This is a genomic window from Stenotrophomonas terrae (genome assembly GCF_039674165.1).
GTDB classification, from domain to species: domain Bacteria; phylum Pseudomonadota; class Gammaproteobacteria; order Xanthomonadales; family Xanthomonadaceae; genus Stenotrophomonas; species Stenotrophomonas terrae_A.
Genome location: NZ_JBDJMY010000024.1, coordinates 33944 through 53410 on the forward strand (window position 1 = coordinate 33944; position 19467 = coordinate 53410).

Annotated in this window: 18 protein-coding genes and 1 pseudogene; 10 read left to right on the forward strand and 9 right to left on the reverse strand. The window is 65.1% G+C overall.

What is annotated here, in order from left to right; genetic code table 11:
- Positions 1-3 precede the first annotated feature (3 nt).
- The 5 genes from ABE493_RS11890 to ABE493_RS11910 all read left to right on the forward strand — a co-directional run bounded on the left by ABE493_RS11890 (position 4) and on the right by ABE493_RS11910 (position 5682).
- On the forward strand, positions 4-1017 hold the full coding sequence (locus ABE493_RS11890; RefSeq protein WP_346499123.1) for an OmpA family protein: 1014 nt from the start codon (positions 4-6) through the stop codon (positions 1015-1017).
- 471 nt (positions 1018-1488) lie between these two features.
- The gene (locus ABE493_RS11895; RefSeq protein WP_346499124.1) at positions 1489-1764 is read left to right on the forward strand and encodes a metal/formaldehyde-sensitive transcriptional repressor; all 276 of its coding nucleotides are present in this window, start codon (positions 1489-1491) and stop codon (positions 1762-1764) included.
- A 51-nt stretch (positions 1765-1815) separates the two neighbouring features.
- Complete coding sequence (locus tag ABE493_RS11900) at positions 1816-2925, forward strand: S-(hydroxymethyl)glutathione dehydrogenase/class III alcohol dehydrogenase (protein WP_346499125.1); 1110 nt, start codon at positions 1816-1818, stop codon at positions 2923-2925.
- Positions 2926-3014: 89 nt separating this feature from the next.
- Entirely contained in the window at positions 3015-3842 is an 828-nt protein-coding gene (gene fghA, locus ABE493_RS11905) for an S-formylglutathione hydrolase (protein ID WP_346499126.1), read from the forward strand.
- A 403-nt stretch (positions 3843-4245) separates the two neighbouring features.
- Positions 4246-5682: a GGDEF domain-containing protein gene (locus ABE493_RS11910; RefSeq protein ID WP_346499127.1), complete on the forward strand. Its 1437-nt coding sequence runs from the start codon at positions 4246-4248 to the stop codon at positions 5680-5682.
- 120 nt (positions 5683-5802) lie between these two features.
- Here ABE493_RS11910 and ABE493_RS11915 read toward each other — a convergent pair whose 3' ends face one another.
- The 3 genes from ABE493_RS11915 to ABE493_RS11925 all read right to left on the reverse strand — a co-directional run bounded on the left by ABE493_RS11915 (position 5803) and on the right by ABE493_RS11925 (position 7838).
- Positions 5803-6480: an ATP-binding protein gene (locus ABE493_RS11915; RefSeq protein WP_346499128.1), complete on the reverse strand. Its 678-nt coding sequence runs from the start codon at positions 6478-6480 to the stop codon at positions 5803-5805.
- 3 nt (positions 6481-6483) lie between these two features.
- Entirely contained in the window at positions 6484-6822 is a 339-nt protein-coding gene (locus ABE493_RS11920) for a hypothetical protein (protein ID WP_346499129.1), read from the reverse strand.
- A gap of 71 nt (positions 6823-6893) precedes the next feature.
- Entirely contained in the window at positions 6894-7838 is a 945-nt protein-coding gene (locus tag ABE493_RS11925) for a DegV family protein (protein WP_346499130.1), read from the reverse strand.
- A gap of 243 nt (positions 7839-8081) precedes the next feature.
- On the opposite strand from ABE493_RS11925, the gene ABE493_RS11930 reads away from it, so the two are divergent.
- Positions 8082-8621, forward strand: coding sequence for a DUF924 family protein (locus ABE493_RS11930; RefSeq protein ID WP_346499131.1), 540 nt, complete (start codon positions 8082-8084; stop codon positions 8619-8621).
- Positions 8622-8932: 311 nt separating this feature from the next.
- On the opposite strand, the gene grxD is transcribed toward ABE493_RS11930, so the two are convergent.
- Positions 8933-9859 (reverse strand): Grx4 family monothiol glutaredoxin, encoded by a 927-nt coding sequence (gene grxD / locus ABE493_RS11935; protein ID WP_346499132.1) that lies wholly within the window; start codon positions 9857-9859, stop codon positions 8933-8935.
- Between the two features lie 60 nt (positions 9860-9919).
- Here grxD and ABE493_RS11940 point away from each other — a divergent pair, with 60 nt between their 5' ends.
- Entirely contained in the window at positions 9920-10699 is a 780-nt protein-coding gene (locus ABE493_RS11940; protein ID WP_346499133.1) for a polysaccharide deacetylase family protein, read from the forward strand.
- A 41-nt stretch (positions 10700-10740) separates the two neighbouring features.
- Positions 10741-11991: pseudogene (locus tag ABE493_RS11945) on the forward strand (DEAD/DEAH box helicase); the annotation flags it as partial.
- A 140-nt stretch (positions 11992-12131) separates the two neighbouring features.
- Here ABE493_RS11945 and ABE493_RS11950 read toward each other — a convergent pair.
- The 4 genes from ABE493_RS11950 to ABE493_RS11965 all read right to left on the reverse strand — a co-directional run bounded on the left by ABE493_RS11950 (position 12132) and on the right by ABE493_RS11965 (position 15158).
- On the reverse strand, positions 12132-12461 hold the full coding sequence (locus tag ABE493_RS11950) for a DUF6172 family protein (RefSeq protein ID WP_346499134.1): 330 nt from the start codon (positions 12459-12461) through the stop codon (positions 12132-12134).
- 79 nt (positions 12462-12540) lie between these two features.
- Positions 12541-13239 carry a class I SAM-dependent methyltransferase gene (locus ABE493_RS11955; RefSeq protein ID WP_346499135.1) on the reverse strand — a complete coding sequence of 233 codons (699 nt, stop codon included), beginning with the start codon at positions 13237-13239 and terminating at the stop codon, positions 12541-12543.
- Complete coding sequence (locus tag ABE493_RS11960; RefSeq protein ID WP_346499136.1) at positions 13236-13877, reverse strand: SGNH/GDSL hydrolase family protein; 642 nt, start codon at positions 13875-13877, stop codon at positions 13236-13238. Before ABE493_RS11960 ends, ABE493_RS11955 begins: the two co-directional genes overlap by 4 nt.
- Before the next feature lie 9 nt (positions 13878-13886).
- On the reverse strand, positions 13887-15158 hold the full coding sequence (locus ABE493_RS11965; protein ID WP_346499137.1) for a pyridoxal phosphate-dependent aminotransferase: 1272 nt from the start codon (positions 15156-15158) through the stop codon (positions 13887-13889).
- Positions 15159-15469: 311 nt separating this feature from the next.
- Here ABE493_RS11965 and rsgA point away from each other — a divergent pair, with 311 nt between their 5' ends.
- Both rsgA and ABE493_RS11975 read left to right on the forward strand, forming a co-directional pair.
- Complete coding sequence (rsgA, locus tag ABE493_RS11970; RefSeq protein WP_346499138.1) at positions 15470-16567, forward strand: ribosome small subunit-dependent GTPase A; 1098 nt, start codon at positions 15470-15472, stop codon at positions 16565-16567.
- A gap of 338 nt (positions 16568-16905) precedes the next feature.
- Positions 16906-18162, forward strand: a complete 1257-nt coding sequence (locus tag ABE493_RS11975; protein ID WP_346499139.1) for a flavohemoglobin expression-modulating QEGLA motif protein — start codon at positions 16906-16908, stop codon at positions 18160-18162.
- A gap of 6 nt (positions 18163-18168) precedes the next feature.
- Here ABE493_RS11975 and ABE493_RS11980 read toward each other — a convergent pair whose 3' ends face one another.
- Positions 18169-19410: an FAD-dependent oxidoreductase gene (locus ABE493_RS11980; protein WP_346499140.1), complete on the reverse strand. Its 1242-nt coding sequence runs from the start codon at positions 19408-19410 to the stop codon at positions 18169-18171.
- Positions 19411-19467 lie beyond the last annotated feature (57 nt).

The window sequence follows — 19467 nt, forward strand, 5'->3', positions numbered from 1 at the left end:
GACATGACACCTCGTCGCACGCGATTGATCACTGCACTGCTGCTGGGCGCGGCATGCTCGGCACCTTCGTGGGCACAGCAGCCTGGCGCCGGGCAGCGGACCGAACTGCTGCCGCAGAAGGCGCGCATCACCGACGAGGCCCTGTACGCGGACCATTCGCGCTACCAGGCTACCCAGGACCGCATCCAGGCACTCAACGACGGCGGTCGCCCGGTACGGGACTATCACCTGTCCAAGGCGCAGTGCTGGCTGGACGTATCCTTCCACGAGTACAGCCGCAACGACCGCAGCGATTTCCCGCAGCTGGCATTGGATGAGTCGGTCAAGTTGATCGATGGCATGGAGCGGAACGTGTCGCCGATGCCGACTGACACGCCGCTGGTGAATGACGCGCGCTACCTGCGCGAGGACTTGTGGAAGCGTCTACGCGTCATCCATGGAACCCCCGGGTTTGAATGCGCGCAGCAAGCGGTAGCCTGCGGCGAAGTGGAGCTGGTGCATGCCGGCAACGAATTCAACCAGCAGCAATGGCGGCATGCCAAGCCATATATCCAGATGGCCGAAGACCTGACCAACGATGCGGAAGCGCTGGCGCGTCAATGTGCCGTGGAGCCGGCTGTTGTGCCGCCGCAGCAAGCGGTTCTCACCGCAAACGTGGTGTTCGATTTCGACAAGGACACCCAACGACACATCCGTCCGGAGTCGCTGCGAGCTGTGGACGATGCACTGCGCCGCGTCAGCGAAGAGAAACGCAGGATTACCGGGGTGCAGCTGATCGGCCACGCCGATCGCCTGAAGGGCCCAACGGATCAATACAACCAGGGCCTGTCCGAACGCCGCGCACAGACCGTGCGCCAGTACCTGATAGGTAAGGGCATCGCTGCCGATATCATCAATTACGAATGGCGCGGTGACACTGAGCAGGTGCAGGCTTGCGACGGCATGAGCGGGGCGAAGCTGCGCGAATGCCTGCTGCCCAATCGTCGGGTGGAGGTCAAATTCACCACGGAGCGCTGAAATCACCTTCGCGGCTCCCCCCGTCGCCGCACCAGCCCGGTAGTGCCGAGCCATGCTCGGCAAAGGCACTACCCGTATAGCACCAGCCGCCGAGCAAGAGCATAAGGTAGTGCCGAGCCATGCTCGGCAAGGGCGCTACCCATACAGCACCAGTCGTCGTGCAAGAGCGGTAGGCCGGGCCATCAGCCGCCGCGCGCCCGACCAACCAACGACTACTTTTTTGTCGGCAACGCGACGTCACGTCCATAAACAGTCTCCGCGATGGCTTCCAGGAACCTCCTGAACCTGGCCAAGGGCATCTTTCGAGCGAAAGCTGTCATCCGCAGTCCCGTTGGCTGAGCTCAGCAGAGGCTTTCGAACTGCCGCCGGTTCCGGGCATATTTGCTTGTTATCCGTACGAGTACACCGACGGATAGCAAATGCCGAAGTTCGCAAATATACTATCCCCCAGTACAGGATGTGGGCGCAGCCATGCCGCACTCCCCCGCAGAGAAAAAGAAGGTCCTGGCCCGGGTCAAGCGCATCCGTGGCCAGTGCGATGCGCTGGAGCGGGCGTTGGAGGCCGGTGCTGATTGCAACCCGGTGCTGCAGCAGATCGCGGCCATCCGTGGTGCGGTCAATGGGCTGATGTCCGAAGTGATGGAAGCCCACCTGCGCGAGGAGTTTGGCCAGCCCGCGCGCTCCGACGCGCAGCGCGCCACGCGTGTCGCCGAGATGTCCAGCCTGATCCGTTCCTATCTCAAATAATTCCGGTCGGCGCGTTGCGTCGTCCTTCGTCATTCCCGCAGGAGAAACCACATGAAATCACGTGCCGCCGTTGCCTTTGGTCCGGGCCAGCCTTTGCAGATCGTCGAGATCGATGTCGCACCGCCGAAGGCAGGCGAAGTGCTGGTCAAGATCACCCATACCGGTGTCTGCCATACCGATGCCTTCACCTTGTCCGGTGATGATCCGGAAGGCCTGTTCCCGTGCGTGCTGGGCCATGAAGGCGCCGGCATCGTGGTGGAAGTGGGCGAGGGCGTTACCTCGGTGAAGGCCGGTGATCACGTGATTCCGCTGTATACCGCCGAGTGCGGGGAGTGCCTGTTCTGCAAGAGCGGCAAGACCAATCTGTGCACGTCGGTGCGCGCTACCCAGGGCAAGGGCGTGATGCCAGATGGCACCAGCCGCTTCTCGTACAACGGCGAGCCGATTTACCACTACATGGGCTGCTCGACCTTCTCCGAGTACACCGTGGTGGCCGAGGTGTCGCTGGCCAAGGTCAACCCGGAGGCCAACCCGGAGCATGTCTGCCTGTTGGGCTGCGGCGTCACCACCGGTATTGGCGCCGTGCACAACACCGCCAAGGTGGCCGAGGGCGACAGCGTTGCGGTGTTCGGCCTGGGCGGTATTGGCCTGGCGGTTATCCAGGGTGCGCGCCAGGCCAAGGCGGGCCGCATCATCGCCATCGACACCAACCCGTCCAAGTTCGAGCTGGCCAAGCAGTTTGGCGCCACCGATTGCGTCAATCCGAAGGACCACGACAAGCCGATCCAGCAGGTGGTCGTTGAAATGACCGGTTGGGGTGTGGACCACAGCTTTGAATGCATCGGCAACACCAACGTGATGCGCGCGGCGCTGGAATGTGCGCACCGTGGCTGGGGCCAGAGCGTGATCATCGGCGTGGCTGGTTCCGGCCAGGAAATCTCCACCCGTCCGTTCCAGCTGGTGACCGGTCGCAAGTGGATGGGCACCGCATTCGGCGGCGTGAAGGGCCGCAGCCAGCTGCCGGGCATGGTTGAAGATGCGATGAAGGGTGATATCGAACTGGCACCGTTCGTGACCCATACGATGGAGCTGGACAAGATCAACGAAGCCTTCGAGCTGATGCACGAAGGCAAGTCGATCCGCTCGGTCATCCATTACTGAGATCAGTTTGTAGGAGCGGCGTCAGCCGCGAAGCACACACTCCATCAGCTGCACTAGATCCAGCAACCCAGCATCAAGGATTCCGAACCATGCAACGACTCGAACACCGCGCCTGCTTCGGCGGCTGGCAGGACGTGTACCGGCACGATTCCAAGGTGCTGGGCTGCGAGATGACGGTGGGCGTGTACCTGCCGCCGCAGGCCGAGCATGGCCCGTGCCCGGTGCTGTATTGGCTTAGTGGCCTCACCTGCACTGAGCAGAATTTCATCACCAAGGCCGGTGCACAGCGTCATGCGGCCGAGCACGGCATCATCCTGGTGGCGCCGGATACCAGCCCGCGCGGTGAATCCGTTGCCGATGCCGACGGCTACGACCTGGGCAAGGGCGCAGGTTTCTACCTCAATGCCACACGTGAGCCGTGGGCGCGGCATTACCGCATGTACGACTACATCGTTGATGAGTTGCCGGCATGGGTGGAGGCCAATGTCCCGGCGAGCGGGGTGCGGGCGATCAGCGGACATTCGATGGGCGGGCACGGTGCCTTGACGATTGCCTTGAAAAACCCGGGGCGGTATCGCAGCGTGTCGGCGTTCTCGCCGATCGTGGCGCCGTCGCAGGTGGCTTGGGGGCAGAAGGCGTTTGCAGCCTATCTGGGTGAGGATCGCGAGGTCTGGAAGGCCTATGACGCGACCGAGCTGGTGGCACACGCGCAGGAAAAGCTGCCGCTGCTGATCGATCAAGGCGGTGCGGATGAGTTCCTGCAGAGCCAGTTGCGCCCGGAGCTGTTGCAGGCCGCGTGCGAAGCAGCGGGGCATCCGCTGGAGCTGCGCATGCAGCCGGGGTATGACCACAGCTATTACTTCATCAGCAGCTTCATTGGTGAGCATATCGCGCACCATGCCGAGGCGATGCGCTGAGCCGAGCTGATTTTTGTAGAGCCGAGCCATGCTCGGCTGGGGCTTTACGGGTAGAGCCTCTGCTGAGCATGGCTCGGCACTACGGGAATTGCTGCTAGAGCTTCTGCCGAGCATGGCTCGGCATTACAGGGGATTGCTGGTAGAGCCTCTGCCGAGCACGGCTCGGCACTACAGGGGATTGCTGGTAGAGCTTCTGCCGAGCATGGCTCGGCACTACGGGATTGCTGGTAAGGCCCCTGCCGAGCATGGCTCGGCACTACCGCGCGGTCATGCTCTTGATCGCGTGCTGTCCTGAAGCGGCAGAAGTACATCTGCCCGGTCATGCAGGGCGGGGTCTGGGTCACGTTGTCGCCGCATCGCCCGCGTTATCTTGCCGGTATACGGGTTGGCGATAAGGGAATGCATGCCGCTGCTGCTGGTCCTGCTTTTTCTGGTTTGTCATGGGGTGGTGCTGGCGTTGGGGGCTGGCCCGGCCGGTGTGGGGTCCTTTGTGTTTCTGGTGGCTGCGCCTTTGTTGGCCGGGGCTGCTTGTCTCTGGCGCGCGCGGCGTGGCCGCGCGGCGTTGGACTGGTATGCGATCGCGCTGTCGATGCTGCTATGGGCCGGCGGCATGGCGTTCAACCTGGTCGATGCCTTGGGCGCCGGTCGGGCCGACCTGACGCCACGCATCAGTCTGCTGCTGTATGTGCTGTACGCCGTGCCACTGGTGTTCATTCTTGCCCGTGCACGCCATGAGCGCCTCAGTATCAGCCTGATCGATGCGGCCATGGCTGCGCTTCTGGGGGTGTTGTTCTTTGCGCACACCCTGCATTTCTCCGCCCGTATCGATGTCGATGCATCGGCGATGTCGAGCATGCGTTACATGTTCGACATCCAGAACCTGTGCATTGCCGTTTTTGCCCTGGTGCGTTGGCTGGCCACGGATACGGCACAACGACGTGGTTTTTTCCGCGTGCTGGCGCTGTACGCCACGGCGTATCTGCTGGTGGCCAGCTACATCAATCATTTTGCATCGGAGGATGCTTTCGGCACGTACAGCGACCTGCTGATTGACCTGCCGTTCCTGTTGCTTGCGGTGCTGGCGCTGCGGCAGACAGCACCTTCCCCGGTGGTGCCAAGTCCGCGTCTGTCGCGGTTGGTGCAGGCGGGAGGACCGATGATCCTGCCGCTGCTGTTGCTGGTGGTCGGCACCTTGGTGGTGGACCACGCGCGGCCGCTGGCGGTGACCGGTTTCGTGGTCGCCACGCTGGGCTTTGGCCTGCGCAGTACGCTGCTGCAGATCAGTCTGCTGGAGCGGCAGGCGGCATTGGATGAGCTGGCGCGCAAGGACGCGTTGACGGGCGTGGCGAACCGCCGTCAGTTCGATACGGTGCTGCAGGCCGAATGGAACCGCATGCGCCGCAGTGGCGCCGGCCTGGGCCTGCTGCTGGTGGATATCGATCACTTCAAGGCCTTCAACGATGCGCACGGGCACCCGGCCGGTGATCGCTGCCTGCAGGCGGTTGCGGCGGGTCTGCAGGCGAATGTAAGGAGGGCCGGGGATTGCCTTGCACGCTATGGCGGCGAGGAGTTCGCGGTGGTTGTGGCCGACGCTACGCTGGAGGATACGGTCTCTCTCGCCGAAACCCTGCGGGGCGCGATGGAAACACTTGTGTTGCCGGAGGGCGCGATCACCATCAGCATTGGTGCCTCCTTCCAGCACAGCTCGGCGCTGGTTGATATCGAGACCTTGCTGGCCGAGGCGGACGCCGCGTTGTATGCGGCCAAACATGCAGGCCGCAACCGCGTAGCCGTGCGTGCCACGCAGGCCGCCCAGCTGGATACCGATGCAGTGCCCTGATCCTGCCGTGCGCTGGCGCTGGCGTTGTAGGCTGCGGGGCGCCATGGCATGTATCTGCCGCCATGCGCGCGAGTGCATGCAGGAGCGCTTGTCATGGCAATCCTGCGGTGTGCGTTGAGTCTAGCTGCGCAGGCTGAAATCGGTATACGCGTAGCGGGAATCGCGCAGCACGGTGTCCCCTTGTTCAAGCGGCAACGGCGCGCGGAACATGGGGCCAGCGCTGACACAGGTGTGGAACTCGCCGTTTTCGCCGCAGGCGTCGATGCCGGCGGGGAGTTGGTCGATCAGCGTGTTGTCGAAGGCGCGTCCGCTGAATTCTGCATCCAGCAGCGTACTGTCCACGCAGCACAGGTGGGCCTGCAATCCTTGCCTGATCATCTGCCGGGCCAGCGCCGTGGTATCACGGCCGAACAACGGAAACAGCGTGCTCCAGCCCTGGGCCGCGTACTGCTGTTCGCGCCAGGCGCGGATATCCTGCAGCAGCAGATCACCGAATGCGATGGTGCTCAGGCCGGGCCAGCGTCGCTGTGCCTCGGCCAGGGCGGCGTTCATGCGCTGCAGGTATATCGCGTTGTCGCAGGCCTGCGGTATCCAGGCTTCCAGCAATGGCACCGCGGCAGCGGCGGCCTGCGCCTGCAGCACTTCGCGGCGTACCCCCTGCATCGAGGAGCGTTCATAGCCTTCTGTCAGTGTGCTCAACAGCGCGACAACCTCTATGTCATCGCGCTGCTGCAGTTCGTATAGCGCCCAGGCGGCGTCTTTGCCGCCGCTCCAGGACAGGAGAACCGCCGTGCTCAAGACTCAGCGCACATCGCGCAGTTCCCAATGGCTGCCGGCGAGCATGCGCAGACGCTGCTTGAACAGGTCGCCGGGCAAGCTGGTGCTGGCAACCAGGTCGATGCGCAGGTCGGATTGCTTGCCGGTCACCGTGGCCTGCGGATCGGTTGCACCCAGCCCCGGATCCACATCTTCCGGCTCGTCCTGGGTGGCTTTCCAGCGCTCGAACAGTTCTGGTGTGCGCAATGCGGCCTGCAGCTGCTCGGCGAAGGCGTCGGCGCCGCTGGCGGTAAACGACAGGCGGGGGTCGTTGCCGCGCGCCTTGGCAGGATCAGGCAGTGAAATGGAGTAGTGCACGGTCATGGGGGCCTCCTTGATGGAATGTCAGGTTAGCGCTTCAAACGTAGTCATGTTGTCCACGTCGTGTGCGCTTGTCAGCTGCCGAAGGTATGTGGGCCATCGGCAAAGCCAATGGTCACCGCGCCCTTGCCGACGTTGACCATGCCGGTCAGGCTCATCACCGCTTCGGTCAGCTGCACGCCATGGCTGTCGCAGATCTGGCGCAGCTGCGCATAGCCCGGCAATGCGCGCAGCTCGTCCAGCGGGCCGCCGTAGCTCACGCACACCACCGGCGTCAGCAGGCCGGCGCCAACGCGCTTGCCGACGAAGCCGAACAGGGTCTGTACCGCGTTGTCGAAGCCCTTGATCTTGGCCACCGGCTCGGTATTGCCACGGTAGCCATGCAGCACCGGCTTGATGTCCAGCGCGCTGCCCAGTGCGGCACTGAACAAGCCGACGCTGCGGTCACCCTTGTGGCGGGCGCGGGCGCGCATGTAATAGAGGTCACGGGTCACCATGTAGCCGTGCACGTTGCTGGCCACATGCTCCAGGCGCTCGCGCATCTGCGGCACGGTGGCGCCGCTGTCGCGCAGCCGCACCGCCTCCACCGCGCTTACTGCCTGCGCGGCGAACAGGTTCTGGGTGTCGATGACGCGCAGGCTGAAGGGAGAGTTGTAGCCGGCGGCCTGGCGGACCGGCTTGTACTCGTTGAGGATGCTGTAGCCGGCCTGCACCGCGTTGTCGTGCAGGGGGCTGCGGGTGCGGGTGATGGTCAGGCAGAACACCTGGTCGAAATCGGTGACCAGGCGGCTCAGGAACAGTTCGCGGATCTGCTCGGCGCTGTAGGGGATGGTCTCGGCCTCGGCGCTCTGGTCACTGAGCGGGCCCTGCAGGAAGGCCAGGGTGGCGGCCTCGTCGCGGTGGTCCGGCAACAGGGTCTCGCCGATCCGTACGGTGATGGGCAGCAGCACGACATTGTTTTGCTGCAAGTAGCCTGCGGGCAGGTCACAGGCTGAGTCGACCACAATTCCAATACGCATGCGGTTGTATCCCCTGGGTCGTAACAGTGTCGAAAGATCAGAACCCTATCGCAAATTCAGGTGCCCAAAGATGGTTTCTGCGGCCATCTTCGCAATATAGGTCAACTTTTTTCACCATTTCCTCATTTCATCCAGCGCGGCTGGCTATTAAGCTACTGCCAAGCAACTGCGGCCAGCTCCCCGGGTGCGACGGCATGGGTGGGAGTTCACCGCCTGACGGTGGTGGTGAGCCAGGAATCAGTAATGGAAACGGCAAGTTCGGTAGTTGAGTTCTGGCGCGCGGCGGGTCCGCAGCGTTGGTTTGAGCGTGATGCGGGCTTTGATGCACAGTTCCGCGAGCGATTCCTGGAGGCGCACCATCAGGCGGCGAGCCGTGCCTGCGAGGGTTGGCTGGAAAATGCCGAGGGCGCCCTGGCGCTGCAGATCCTGCTGGACCAGTTCCCGCGCAACTGCTTCCGTGGCACCGCACACTCTTACGCTACCGACGGGCTCGCGCGGCATTACGCCATCCGCACCATCGAGGAAGGTTGGGACCGGGAGTTGCCGCTCAAGCTGCGGGCTTTCATCTACCTGCCGTTCGAGCACTCCGAAGATCCGCACGACCAGGAACGCGCGGTGGCGATGTTCGAGGTATTGGGTGACCTGGAGTACCTGAAGTACGCCGAGCTGCACCGCGATATCATCCGCCGCTTCGGCCGCTTCCCGCACCGCAACGCCGTGCTTGGCCGCATTCCCACGGCCGAAGAGCTGCATTTTCTTGCTGAAGGCGGCTTTGCTGGCTGAGGGCTGTGGTGCGCTTGCTGCCGGATCTGGTTGAAACGCTCCCCCGATCCAGCACCTAATCACGGACAAGAAAAATACCGCTGAAGCGCGGGCCTGGTGTTTGTCTGTGGGAGCGGCGTGAGCCGCGAAGCTGGTGGTGCTTGAAGCCAGGGCAACGCTGATATCTGATGATCAGCGTGCTTCGCGGCTGACGCCGCTCCCACAAGAATCCGAAGCAAGAGCTCTGGCATCGCGTTCGTGTGACTCAAATGCCTGAAATGAAAAACGCCGGCGATGCCGGCGTTTTTATTTACTGCTGCAACGTAGCCCGATCAGTACTTGGGAACGCTGTTGTCCACGTTCTCCGACCAGGCATCAATGCCGCCGGTGACGTTGAACACATTGGTGAAGCCCAGCGCCAGGAACTGCGCGGCAGCCTGTGCGCTGCGGCCGCCACGGTGGCACAGGAAGGCCAGCGGGGTGTCCTTGGGCAGGGCTTCGAGCTTGGCGCGGTTGTCACCGTCGAAGGTTTCGAACTTGCCGTTGATGGCGGCGATGGCGCGTTCGTCAGCCGGACGCACGTCCACCAGGGTGATGGCACCGGCACGCAGCTGGTCGTCGGCGGCGCGCACGTCCAGTTCCTGCACCGGCTTGGGCGCGTTCGGGTTGTTGATCGCCAGGCCCTGGCCGCGGATGTCGTCGACCCAATCGATGGTGATGCCATCGGCGCGACGTGCGCTGGCGCTGTCGAACTGCACGCGCAGGCCGTTGGACTCGGCAGCGATGGCGTTGTCGTCGCGCGGGGCCAGCTGGAAGTTCGGCTGGAAGCTGGCGTCGATGCTCAGCTGCAGGGCCGCGCCGGGGGCGTCAGCCAGTGCGCCTTTGAGCATTTCAACCGCCGCCGGGGTGACGGTGATCGACGGCGGGGTGCGGTCGGGTGCGGCCAGGCCGAGCAGGCTGCTCAGTTCGCCGCTGCTGGCCATCTGCAGGATGATGTCGCTGCCGCCGATCAGCTCGCCGTCCACGTACAGCTGCGGAATGGTCGGCCAGTCGCCGTAGGCCTTGATGCCTTCACGGATTTCCTGGTCGGCCAGCACGTTGACGTGGCCGAACTGCACGCCCAGGTCCTGCAGCGCGCCAACGGCCTTGGCCGAGAAGCCGCACTGCGGCATGGCCGGCTGGCCCTTCATGAACAGAACGACGCGATCGGCGCCGAGGATGGATTCAATGCGCGAACGCAGGGCGGGGTCCAGGGACATCGTGAACTCGTATAAGTGGTCGTAGACCAGCTGATTCTACGCTGCATGGCATCATGGGGAATGACTGCCCCGGAAACCCTGCATCGCATTCCCGTACGCCCCTGGCGCTGGCTGCCCTGGCTGCTGATCTCACAATTGCTGGTGGCCTTGTTGTGGTGGCGGCTGGGCTGGATGTGGGGCCTGCCGGCGCTGCTGCTCAGCCACGCGCTGTTCATCGTGCCGGTCTTCCTGCCCAACAGCCGCTTCTATGCGCCGGTGGTGAGCCGCGCGCCCGGGCAGGACGTGTGGCTGACCATCGACGATGGCCCGTCCGCGGAGACCCTGGCGGTGCTGGACCTGCTCGATCAGCACGACGCCAAGGCCACCTTTTTCATGGTGGGCGAGCGGGCGCAGGCCCGCCCGGAGCTGGTACACGAGGTGTTGCGGCGCGGCCACGACCTGGGCAATCACAGCCATTCACACCCGCAGGCGCGCTTCTGGGCGCTGGGCCCGGCGCAGATGGCAAAGGAAATCGGCCAATGCCAGCAGGCGCTGGCGGCGATTGCCGGCGCGCCGCCGCGCTGGTACCGCTCGGTGGTGGGCATGACCAATCCCTTTGTAGCGGCGGCACTCAAGCGACATGCGCTGGCGCGGATCGGCTGGAGCGCCCGTGGCTATGACGGTGTGGACTGCACGCCGGAGGGCGTGGTGGCACGGATTGCACCGGATCTGGGGCCAGGTGCCATCGTCCTGCTGCACGAAGGTGCCGCCCACGGCCATAACCTGGCCATCATCGAAGCCGTGTTGCAGCAGCTGCAGGCCCGTGGCCTGCGCGCCCGCCTGCCGCAGCCAACAGCGTAGACTCGCCTCCCCGCCGTTTTGGCGGTTTCTGGACCCGCACCATGCCCTTCTCCCAACTCGGCCTGTCTCCCTACGTGCTGCCTGCGCTGCAGCAAGCCCTGCAGCAGGCCGGCTATCTGGCGCCGACACCGATCCAGCAGCAGGCCGTGCCGTTGTTGCTGAAAGGGCGTGATGTGGTGGCGCTGGCGCCTACGGGTTCAGGCAAAACTGCTGCCTATGTGCTGCCAGCGCTGCAACGCTTCTTCATGGCAACGCCGCGCAAACCACGCGTGCTGGCGCAGCTGATCCTGGTGCCGACCCGCGAGCTTGCCCAGCAGGTGAGCGATGTATTCACCACCTTGGGGCGGGAGTTGCCGCGCCGGCCGCATCTGGTCTGTGCGGTGGGCGGGGTGTCGATCAACCCGCAGATGATGTCGCTGCGGGGCGGTGCCGACATCGTCGTGGCCACCCCGGGGCGCTTGTTGGATCTGATGGCACACAACGCCCTGTCATTGAAGCAGGTGCAGCTGCTGGTACTGGATGAAGCCGACCGCCTGCTGGAACTGGGTTTCGGCGATGAGTTGCGGCAGATATTGGCGCAGCTGCCGGCACAGCGGCAGACGGCCTTGTTCTCGGCCACGTTTGCTGCGGATATCGAAGCCTTGGCAGCAGCCGGCCTGCGTGAGCCGCAGCGCCTGGAAATCGGCGAACAGTCCGCGCCGGCCATCGAACAGCGCACCATCCATGTGGATAGCGCTCGCCGTGCCGAGTTGCTGCTGTCCTTGCTGGAAGACCCGCAGTGGCAACAGGTGCTGGTGTTTGTCGGCAGCATCCGTGACGGTGACCGTCTGGCCAGGCTGCTGCGCAAGGCCGATATCAACGCGCAGGCCCTGCATGGCGAACTGTCGCAAGGCCGCCGTTTCCGCATGCTGCAGGATTTCAAGGACGGCGAAGTACGGGTGCTAGTCGCGACCGACCTGGCGGCGCGCGGCATCGACATCACGCGTCTGCCGGTGGTGGTGAATTACGACCTGCCGCGCGCGCCGGCCGATTACCTGCACCGTATTGGCCGTACCGGCCGGGCAGGGGAAAAGGGCTTGGCGGTGAGTTTTGTCGATTCGGCGGCCATGCCGCATTGGCGTCTGATCTGCAAACGCCATGGGCTGGACAGCGCCACGCAAGTGCTCGAGGGCTTTGAGCCGACGCAGGCAGCACCGGCAGCCACGGTGGTGGCTGACGACAAGGGCGGTATCAAGGGCCGCCGGCCCAGCAAGAAGGACCGGGCGCGGGCTGCGGCGGCGGAAAAAGCCGAGCCGTGCCCGCCCCCGCCCCACCTGGAGCGCCTACCCTTGCGCGGCTGGGGCTTTACCAGTAAAGCTACTGCCGAGCTGGGCTCGGCACTACAACGGCAGGTCGCTGCCGAGCATGGCTCGGCACTACGGTGCTTCGGTGATCAATCTTCGAAATCGGTTTCCGCTGCCGGGGCCGGCTCGGCTGCCGGGCGCGGGGTGCGCTTGGCCGACTTGCTCGTCACTTCGACGTAGAACTGGGTGTTGCCAGCCGCTACCAGCGCGTCAATGGCGCGGAACAGCTCGTCATAGGCCACCGGCTTGGCGGAGGCTTCGTCCACACCCAGCTTGCTGTCGAAACCCCAGGTGTCGGCGCCGGCCGGCAGGGCCTTGCCGCGCTCACGCTTGGTGTACTTGCGGATGTCGTGCTTGCTGGCTTCCAGCAGACGGTCGGGGTGCTTGCCTTCGATGGCGAGGCTGTAGGTCTTCTTCACGGGAATCTCGTTGCTGCGCCAGCCCGGTTGGGCCGGCAGGGAATGGCGCCATTATCGGCGCAAAAGGCTGGACCGTGCTTCAACCGCGGTGTGCGACCAGCAGCCAGTTGTTGAACGGGGTGTTGCCGTACAGCGGGCGCAGGCTGACCTGCAGGCCGCATTGCTGCAGCAGGGCGCGCAATGACTCGGCATCCGGGTAGTGGCGGGGCCGGAACTGCATCCAGCCGATCAGGTTGGCTGCGCGGTCGCCGATGCGCGAAATGCGCCCGCGGCGGCTGCTATCGGCCAAGGCCATGCGCATCACCAGACGGCCATCGCCCTCCAGCATCGCCGCTGCGTTGCGCAGCAGTGCCTGCTGGGCTTCGGCGTTCAGATACTGCAATACATCCAGAATGGCGACACTGCCACGGTGGACGGGCAGCTGGGTGCCCAGGTCCATGACCTCGAAACTGCTGGCGGCCAGCCCGGCGCGCGCCGCGACCTTGCCGGCGCGGGCAATCTTGGCCGCGTCGTTGTCGACCCCTCGGTAGGGCATGGACTGGCCGTCGTGGCGCAAGGCGTGCGCCAGCAGACCCAGTCCGCAGCCCATATCCAGCACGGGGGCGCTGCTGCCACGCAGGGCGTCCAGCACGCCGGGGTAGAGCGGGTCGCTGCGCAGTTTGGCAAGCGTGTAGCAGTAGTCCCAGCGGTTGCCCCAAGGCTGTGCCGGGGCGAACGCGCCGGCGATGGCACGTGCGGCATCCCTGGGAAGGGCCTGGTTGTCGGCGCCCGCCGTCACGCGGCCGGGGCTGCCAGCAGCAGTTCGGCTGCGGTCGGCAGTGCTGCCTGCATCCAGCGCTGGTACATCAGGGCGGAAGGATGCAGGCCGTCTTCAGCCAGCATCTGTGCGTCCTGGCCGTTGTCGCGGCTGATCGGGGTGATGTCGACGAAGGCCACGCCATAGTCGCCGCAGCAGGCCTGGGCGGCGGCGTTGAAATCGTCGATTTCACGCGCCACCTGGGCCGCATCGCGGCCGTGCTGCTGCGCGTACGGGGTGAAGCCCCAGTCCGGCGTGGACAGTACCAGCACCCGCCGCGGGTCCTCGCCGGCCAGCGCAATCGCGCGCTGCAGCAGCTGTTCGAACTGCTGGCGGTATTCGGCCAGCGGGCGCCCGCGGTACTGGTTGTTCACGCCGATCAGCAGGCTCACCAGCGCATACGGCCCCTGCGGGGCTTCGGCGTCGATGGCTGCCGCCAGTTCGTCGGTGGTCCAGCCGGTGGTGGCGATGACCTGCGGGTCGGCAAGTTGGATCCTCTGCGCACGCAGTGCCGAAGCCAACTGGAACGGCCAGCTGCCGGCTTGTGGAACGCCTTCACCGATGGTGTAGGAGTCGCCCAGTGCCAGGTAGGACGTGGTGGTGGCTGCGGTTTCGCTCATCAAGGCCGGTCAGCCCACCGCGCTGCGCGGCTTGAGCTGCACGACTTTGGTGACGGCTTCGGCGCGGCGGCTGAGCAGCTTGTCGATGCGGCCGAACACCTCGCGCATCACGCTGGCCTCGGGCAACAAGGTGACGCGGAAGTGGTTGCGGTAGGGCACGTTGAAGCTCGAACCCGGCACCACCAGCACGCCTTCTTCTTCCATCAGCTGCAGGGCGAAGTCGTGGTCATCAAAGCCCTGTGCGGCCGGCCCGATCACTGCCGGGAAGGCGTACAGCGCCCCCGCCGGAGCGACCAATGACAGGTGTTCGCTGGCCGCGCAGGCCTCGATCACCGCGCGGCGGGTTTCGTACAGGCGACCACCGGGGCTGCACAGCTCGGTGATGGTGTCCGGGCCGTTCACCGCGGCTTCGATCGCGTACTGGCCGGGCACGTTGGCGCACAGGCGCAGCGCGCTGAGCAGATCCAGTGCGGCGCGGAACTCGCCCAGCTGTTCGCCAGCGCCGGACAGCAGCATCCAGCCCACGCGCCAGCCGCAGGCGCGGTGCACCTTGCTCAGGCCGCTGAAGGTCAGGCAGGGATGGTCGCCGGCCAGCGGAGCTACCGGCTGGAACTGCGCACCGTCGTAGAGGATCTGGTCGTAGATTTCGTCCACCAGCAGCAACAGGTTGTGCTTGCGGGCGATGGCGACGATTTTTTCCAGCAGTTCGCGCGGGTAGCTGGCGCCGGCCGGATTGTTCGGGTTGATCAGCACGATGGCGCGGGTGCGCGAGGACACCAGCGCTTCCATCTCCACCGGGTCGGGCAGGAAGCCGTTTTCCGGGCGGCAGCGGTAATACACCGGGCGGCCGTCATTGAGGATGGTGGCGGCCGACCACAGCGGATAGTCCGGCGAGGGGATCAGTACTTCGTCGCCCGGGTTGAGCAGGGCACGCAGCGACAGATCGATCAGCTCGGACACGCCGTTGCCCAGGAATACCCGGTCAGCCACGGCATCGGGTGCGCCACGGCGTGCGTAGGCGGCTGCGATGGCTTCACGCGCGACCGGCAGGCCTTGCTGGTGGGTGTAGGGATCGGTGCGGCCCATGTCATCGGCGATGGCGTGCTGCAGATGAGCCGGCGCACGGAAGCCGAAATTGCCCGGATTGCCGATATTGAGCTTGATCAGCTTGTGGCCCTGGGCCTCCAGCTCCCGCGCTCGTCGGGCCAGTTCACCACGGATCTCGTAGCGGACTTCAGACAGGCGTTCACGGGTGGCTAGCGGTTTGACAGGGCTTGACATTTTCTCAGGGCCATCAAGGGCATGGATTTGGCATGGTAGCCGAATTGTTGCGCTGCGGGGCGGGGCTTGGGGGCGGATGAGAGGAATCGGGATTGGGGATTGGTTGCAGGTAAAAGCAAGCGTTCAAGCGAGGGCAACGGCACCCCTCCCCAACCCTCCCCTGCGCTGCGCGCAAGGGAGGGGGCGCTTGGCTCCCTCCCTTTGCCGCAGGCAAGGGGAGGGTCGGGGAGGGGTGCTCCTGTTCTGCTTTGATTCCGGCCCCGACAAACCCACATTCCCGGCGGCAAGCGCTACCCCGGTAGAATCGGCCAATGACAGATTCCATCGATTTCGATTCGCTGCGCCATATCGGCTGGCCCTGGCCCGGTGCTCCTGAGGATCCGGCCTGGCAGGCGGCCTTTGCCGAGCATCCGCAGGCGCGCCCGGGGCGGGTGATCGAGCAGCACCGTTCCGGCTACGTGGTTGCCGATGCGCCCGATAACAGCCTCAAGACCGAGTCGCCGCCGGAGTGGCAGCGTCCGCGCTTCCCCAGCCATGAGCGGGCGGCGGTGGGTGACTGGGTGCTGCTGGAAGGCAAGCGCATCGTCGCGCTGCTGCCACGGCATACCTCGATCAAGCGCGGCGCCGCCGGTGAGCATTATCACCAGCAGGTGATCGCGGCCAATATCGATACGGTGTTCATCGTCTGCGGGCTGGATGCGGACTTCAATCCGCGTCGTATCGAGCGCTATCTGCTGCTGGTAGGCGGTGGTGGCGCGTCGCCGGTGGTGGTGCTGACCAAGGCCGACCAGACCGACTACAGCGAAGATGCACTGGCGGTGCTGGAAGACCTGGCCGCGCAGCAGATTCCACTGCTGGCGATCAACGGCAAGGACCCTGAAAGTGTTTCCGCCTTGCTACCGTGGCTGGGTCCAGGCAATACGGTGGTGCTGGTGGGTTCCTCCGGTGCCGGCAAATCCACCTTGACCAACACGTTGTTGGGCGAGGACCGGATGAAGACCAATGAAGTGCGCGGCAATGATTCGCGCGGCCGCCATACCACCACCCATCGCGCGCTGATGCCGTTGCCCTACGGTGCCTGCCTGATCGATACCCCGGGCATGCGTGAGCTCAAGCCCACCGGCGAGGAAACCCTGTCCGAGGGCGGCTTTGCCGATATCGAAGAACTGACCACGCAGTGCAAGTTCCGCAACTGCTCGCATAACAGCGAGCCGGGATGCGCGGTGCAGGAAGCGATCGAGCGCGGCGACATCGATGAAACCCGGCTGGAGAGTTACCTCAAGCTGCGCGAAGAAGTTGCGCTGGCGGCGGCCAAATTGGCGCAGCGTCAGGCCGAGCAGGCGACCGAACGCAAGCACACGGGGCGCGGTGCGCAGTGGCGGCCAATCAACAAGGGCAAGCGGCGCTGAGCGTGGGGCCGCTTTTGCTTCGACTCCCTCCCTTTTGCGTAGCAAAGGGGGTGAAGAAGGCTGCTTGCGCGCCACTGGCGCGCGGCCTGATGAACGACCGAAGGCTATGCCTTCGGGCCGGGCGGGTTGGGGAGGGGTAGGCTGTTCGCAGCATTGATGCGGGTTTGGCTTCGCGGCTTACGCTGCTGCTTCAACTCCCTCCCTTTTGCGTGGCAAAGGGGAGGGTTGGGGAGGGGTAGGCTTTCGCAGCGCTGATGGGTTTGTGGCTTCGCGGCTTATGCCGCTCCTACATAAAGCGTGCAGAGGCTGCGCGTTATATCGATTTGAACGAGGCGGGCATGGACACGGTTGATACCCACAACGATCCAGCCATCAGCCATCACGCCGCGCTCGATGCGCGCATGGTGGCGGCGGTACGTGGTGTCCGTTTGCTGGGTCTGACCAGCTGGCCGGCCACCACCCAGGCGCCGTTCCTCGACAGCGTCGCACGTGGCAAGCCGCTGCTGCCGCAGGTGGAATACCCGAAGCAGGATTTCAGCGATACGCGGCGCGAACTGGCCGCGATCATGGCCGCCGCCGATACCTCGCATCCGCTCGGCGTTTACGTACACGATTCGGCCCACAGCTGGGACCTTGCCGCCGGTCTGCTGGAAGCACTGGGCACGCGCGCGGTGAATGATTATTCCGCGCAGTTGTTCGGCGTGCCGGAGCAGCCCATGCCGGGCAATGGCCCGACCACCCGCGATGCCGCGCGGCATTTCATCCAGATCGCCGAAGAACTCGATCACGAACTGTTGGCACCGGAAGAGCAGGTGCCGGTGTCGGCCACCGCGCTGCAGCTGATGCTGCAGAGTGACCTGGATGATTTCTTCGATGGGCGCCTGATCACGGTGGAACTGGACCGCGAACTGATCGCCAAGGCCGCCGCTGGTGCCACCCGCATCCGCCTGCGCACCAGCGCCACATTCAGTGCCTACGACCGCGCCCAGCTGTACCACCACGAGGCGCTGGTGCATTCGTTGACTGCCCTCAATGGCCGTGAGCAGACCTTGCTGCCCAGCCTCGCGTTGGCCTCTCCGCGTATCACTGCCACCCAGGAAGGCCTGGCCACCTTTGCCGAACAGATCACCGGCAGCATCGACATCCAGCGCCTGAAGCGCATCAGCCTGCGCATCGAGGCGATCGCGATGGCGCGCGACGGTGCCGATTTCATCGAGATCTTCAATTTCTTCCGTGCTGCCGGGCAGACCGCCGAGGAAAGTTTCTCCTCGGCCCAGCGCGTGTTCCGTGGCGTGCCCACCAGCGGCGGTGCCGCCTTCACCAAGGACACCGTCTACCTGCGCGGGCTGGTCTCGGTGCACACCTTTTTCCGGCAGATGCTGCGCGATGAAAAACTGCAGACCTGCCGCTGGCTGTTTGCCGGCAAGATGACCCTGGGCGATGCAGTGGCGCTGACGCCCTTGTTCGAAGCCGGCGTATTGGCGCCGCCACGCTGGTTGCCGCAGTGGATCAACCGCGCCAACGGCCTGGCCGGCGCCTTGGCGTTCTCGCTGTTCGCCAACCGCATCCGCATGGACCAGATCAGCGAAACCTGAGCGGGCTCAGGGCGTGTCGAGCAGCTGCTGCACCGCGCGTTCGCCACTGCCCATTGCCAGCGTCCAGCCGAGCATGCCGTGGCCGATGTTGCAGGCCAGGCCATCGCCAAGATTGCGGATGATAGGCGACGACCACGGCGTGACCGGTCGCAGCCCGGCCCAGCTGCTTTCGATGTGATCGTAGTCGGCCGCCTCGGGCAGCGAGGCGCGTGCCTGTGCGATCAGGGTGGCAAGCCGCGCCGGCTCGGGGGTGGGATTCCAGTCGTTGAGATCAGCCAGCCCTGCAACGCGGATGCGATCGCCCAGGCGGCAGAACACCAGCTTGCGCTTGGTATCGGTGAGGCTGACCCGTGGCGCGTTGGCGCCCAGCGGTGCGGTGAACGAATAGCCCTTGATCGCCATCAGCGGCGTGCGCAGGCGCAGCGGTTTGAGCAGCGCGGCGCTGTCGATGCCGGCACAGACCACCACGCGCGCGGCCTCAACGCTGCGGCCATCGCCGGCCTGCAGCTGCCAGCGGCCATCGGCATGGCGCAATGACCGGGTGTCGAAGCCGAAGCACGCCTGCATGCCGTAGTGCTGCTGCAATACCTGCAGCAGGCCCTGGCTGAAACGGTAGGGGTCGCCGGCTTCTTCCTCGGGCGAGTAGACCGCGCCGCCCAGCCATGGCGCGCCAGCGAGCGCAGGTTCGATGGCACGGGCTTCGGCGGCATCCACCAACCGTTGCTGCACGCCACTTGTGCGCTTGAGCGCGATCATCGCGGCGGCACCGTGCATCGCCTCGGCCGAGGGGTACAGGTGCAGTTTGCCGGAGACCTGATGATCGAAATCGATGGGGTGCTGCTGCAGCAAGGCCTGCATGGCGGTGCGCGATTGAAGCGCAAGTTCCAGCGTGGCCAGGGTATTGCGATGCAGGCCGCCGCTGCTGGCCTGGCGCAGGAAGGCCAGCCCCCAGCGCAGGAAACCCGGGTCCGCCGACCAGCGCGTGCGGAACGGCCCGTTGCGGCCGAAGGCCATTTCCGGCAGTTGCGCCCAGGTGGCGGGGCCGGCCATCGCGTCGGTATAGGCGTAGCTGAGCTGTGCGCCATTGGCGAACGAGGTGCCCAGCGCCGGGCCGGCATTGCGGTCCAGCAGCAGCACCGAGCACCCCCGCTTTGCGGCGGCATACGCCGTGGCCAGGCCCACCACGCCAGCGCCGATGACGATGAGGTCATGGCCAGAAGAAACCGGGGGCGCAGCATTGGGGGTCATCAGCGGAGCAACACGGGACAGGTGAGTGCCCATTGTCGCGCCAACCCGCGCGCAAGG

Bases quoted from the DNA above. Each gene is read 5' to 3' on its own strand.
- ABE493_RS11980 (WP_346499140.1), bottom strand. From the start codon at position 19,410: ATGACCCCCAATGCTGCGCCCCCGGTTTCTTCTGGCCATGACCTCATC.
- ABE493_RS11965 (WP_346499137.1), bottom strand. From the start codon at position 15,158: ATGTCAAGCCCTGTCAAACCGCTAGCCACCCGTGAACGCCTGTCTGAA.
- fghA (WP_346499126.1), top strand. From the start codon at position 3,015: ATGCAACGACTCGAACACCGCGCCTGCTTCGGCGGCTGGCAGGACGTG.
- ABE493_RS11920 (WP_346499129.1), bottom strand. From the start codon at position 6,822: ATGACCGTGCACTACTCCATTTCACTGCCTGATCCTGCCAAGGCGCGC.
- rsgA (WP_346499138.1), top strand. From the start codon at position 15,470: ATGACAGATTCCATCGATTTCGATTCGCTGCGCCATATCGGCTGGCCC.
- grxD (WP_346499132.1), bottom strand. From the start codon at position 9,859: ATGTCCCTGGACCCCGCCCTGCGTTCGCGCATTGAATCCATCCTCGGC.
- ABE493_RS11960 (WP_346499136.1), bottom strand. From the start codon at position 13,877: ATGAGCGAAACCGCAGCCACCACCACGTCCTACCTGGCACTGGGCGAC.
- ABE493_RS11900 (WP_346499125.1), top strand. From the start codon at position 1,816: ATGAAATCACGTGCCGCCGTTGCCTTTGGTCCGGGCCAGCCTTTGCAG.
- ABE493_RS11895 (WP_346499124.1), top strand. From the start codon at position 1,489: ATGCCGCACTCCCCCGCAGAGAAAAAGAAGGTCCTGGCCCGGGTCAAG.
- ABE493_RS11940 (WP_346499133.1), top strand. From the start codon at position 9,920: ATGACTGCCCCGGAAACCCTGCATCGCATTCCCGTACGCCCCTGGCGC.
- ABE493_RS11975 (WP_346499139.1), top strand. From the start codon at position 16,906: ATGGACACGGTTGATACCCACAACGATCCAGCCATCAGCCATCACGCC.
- ABE493_RS11910 (WP_346499127.1), top strand. From the start codon at position 4,246: ATGCCGCTGCTGCTGGTCCTGCTTTTTCTGGTTTGTCATGGGGTGGTG.
- ABE493_RS11890 (WP_346499123.1), top strand. From the start codon at position 4: ATGACACCTCGTCGCACGCGATTGATCACTGCACTGCTGCTGGGCGCG.
- ABE493_RS11925 (WP_346499130.1), bottom strand. From the start codon at position 7,838: ATGCGTATTGGAATTGTGGTCGACTCAGCCTGTGACCTGCCCGCAGGC.
- ABE493_RS11930 (WP_346499131.1), top strand. From the start codon at position 8,082: ATGGAAACGGCAAGTTCGGTAGTTGAGTTCTGGCGCGCGGCGGGTCCG.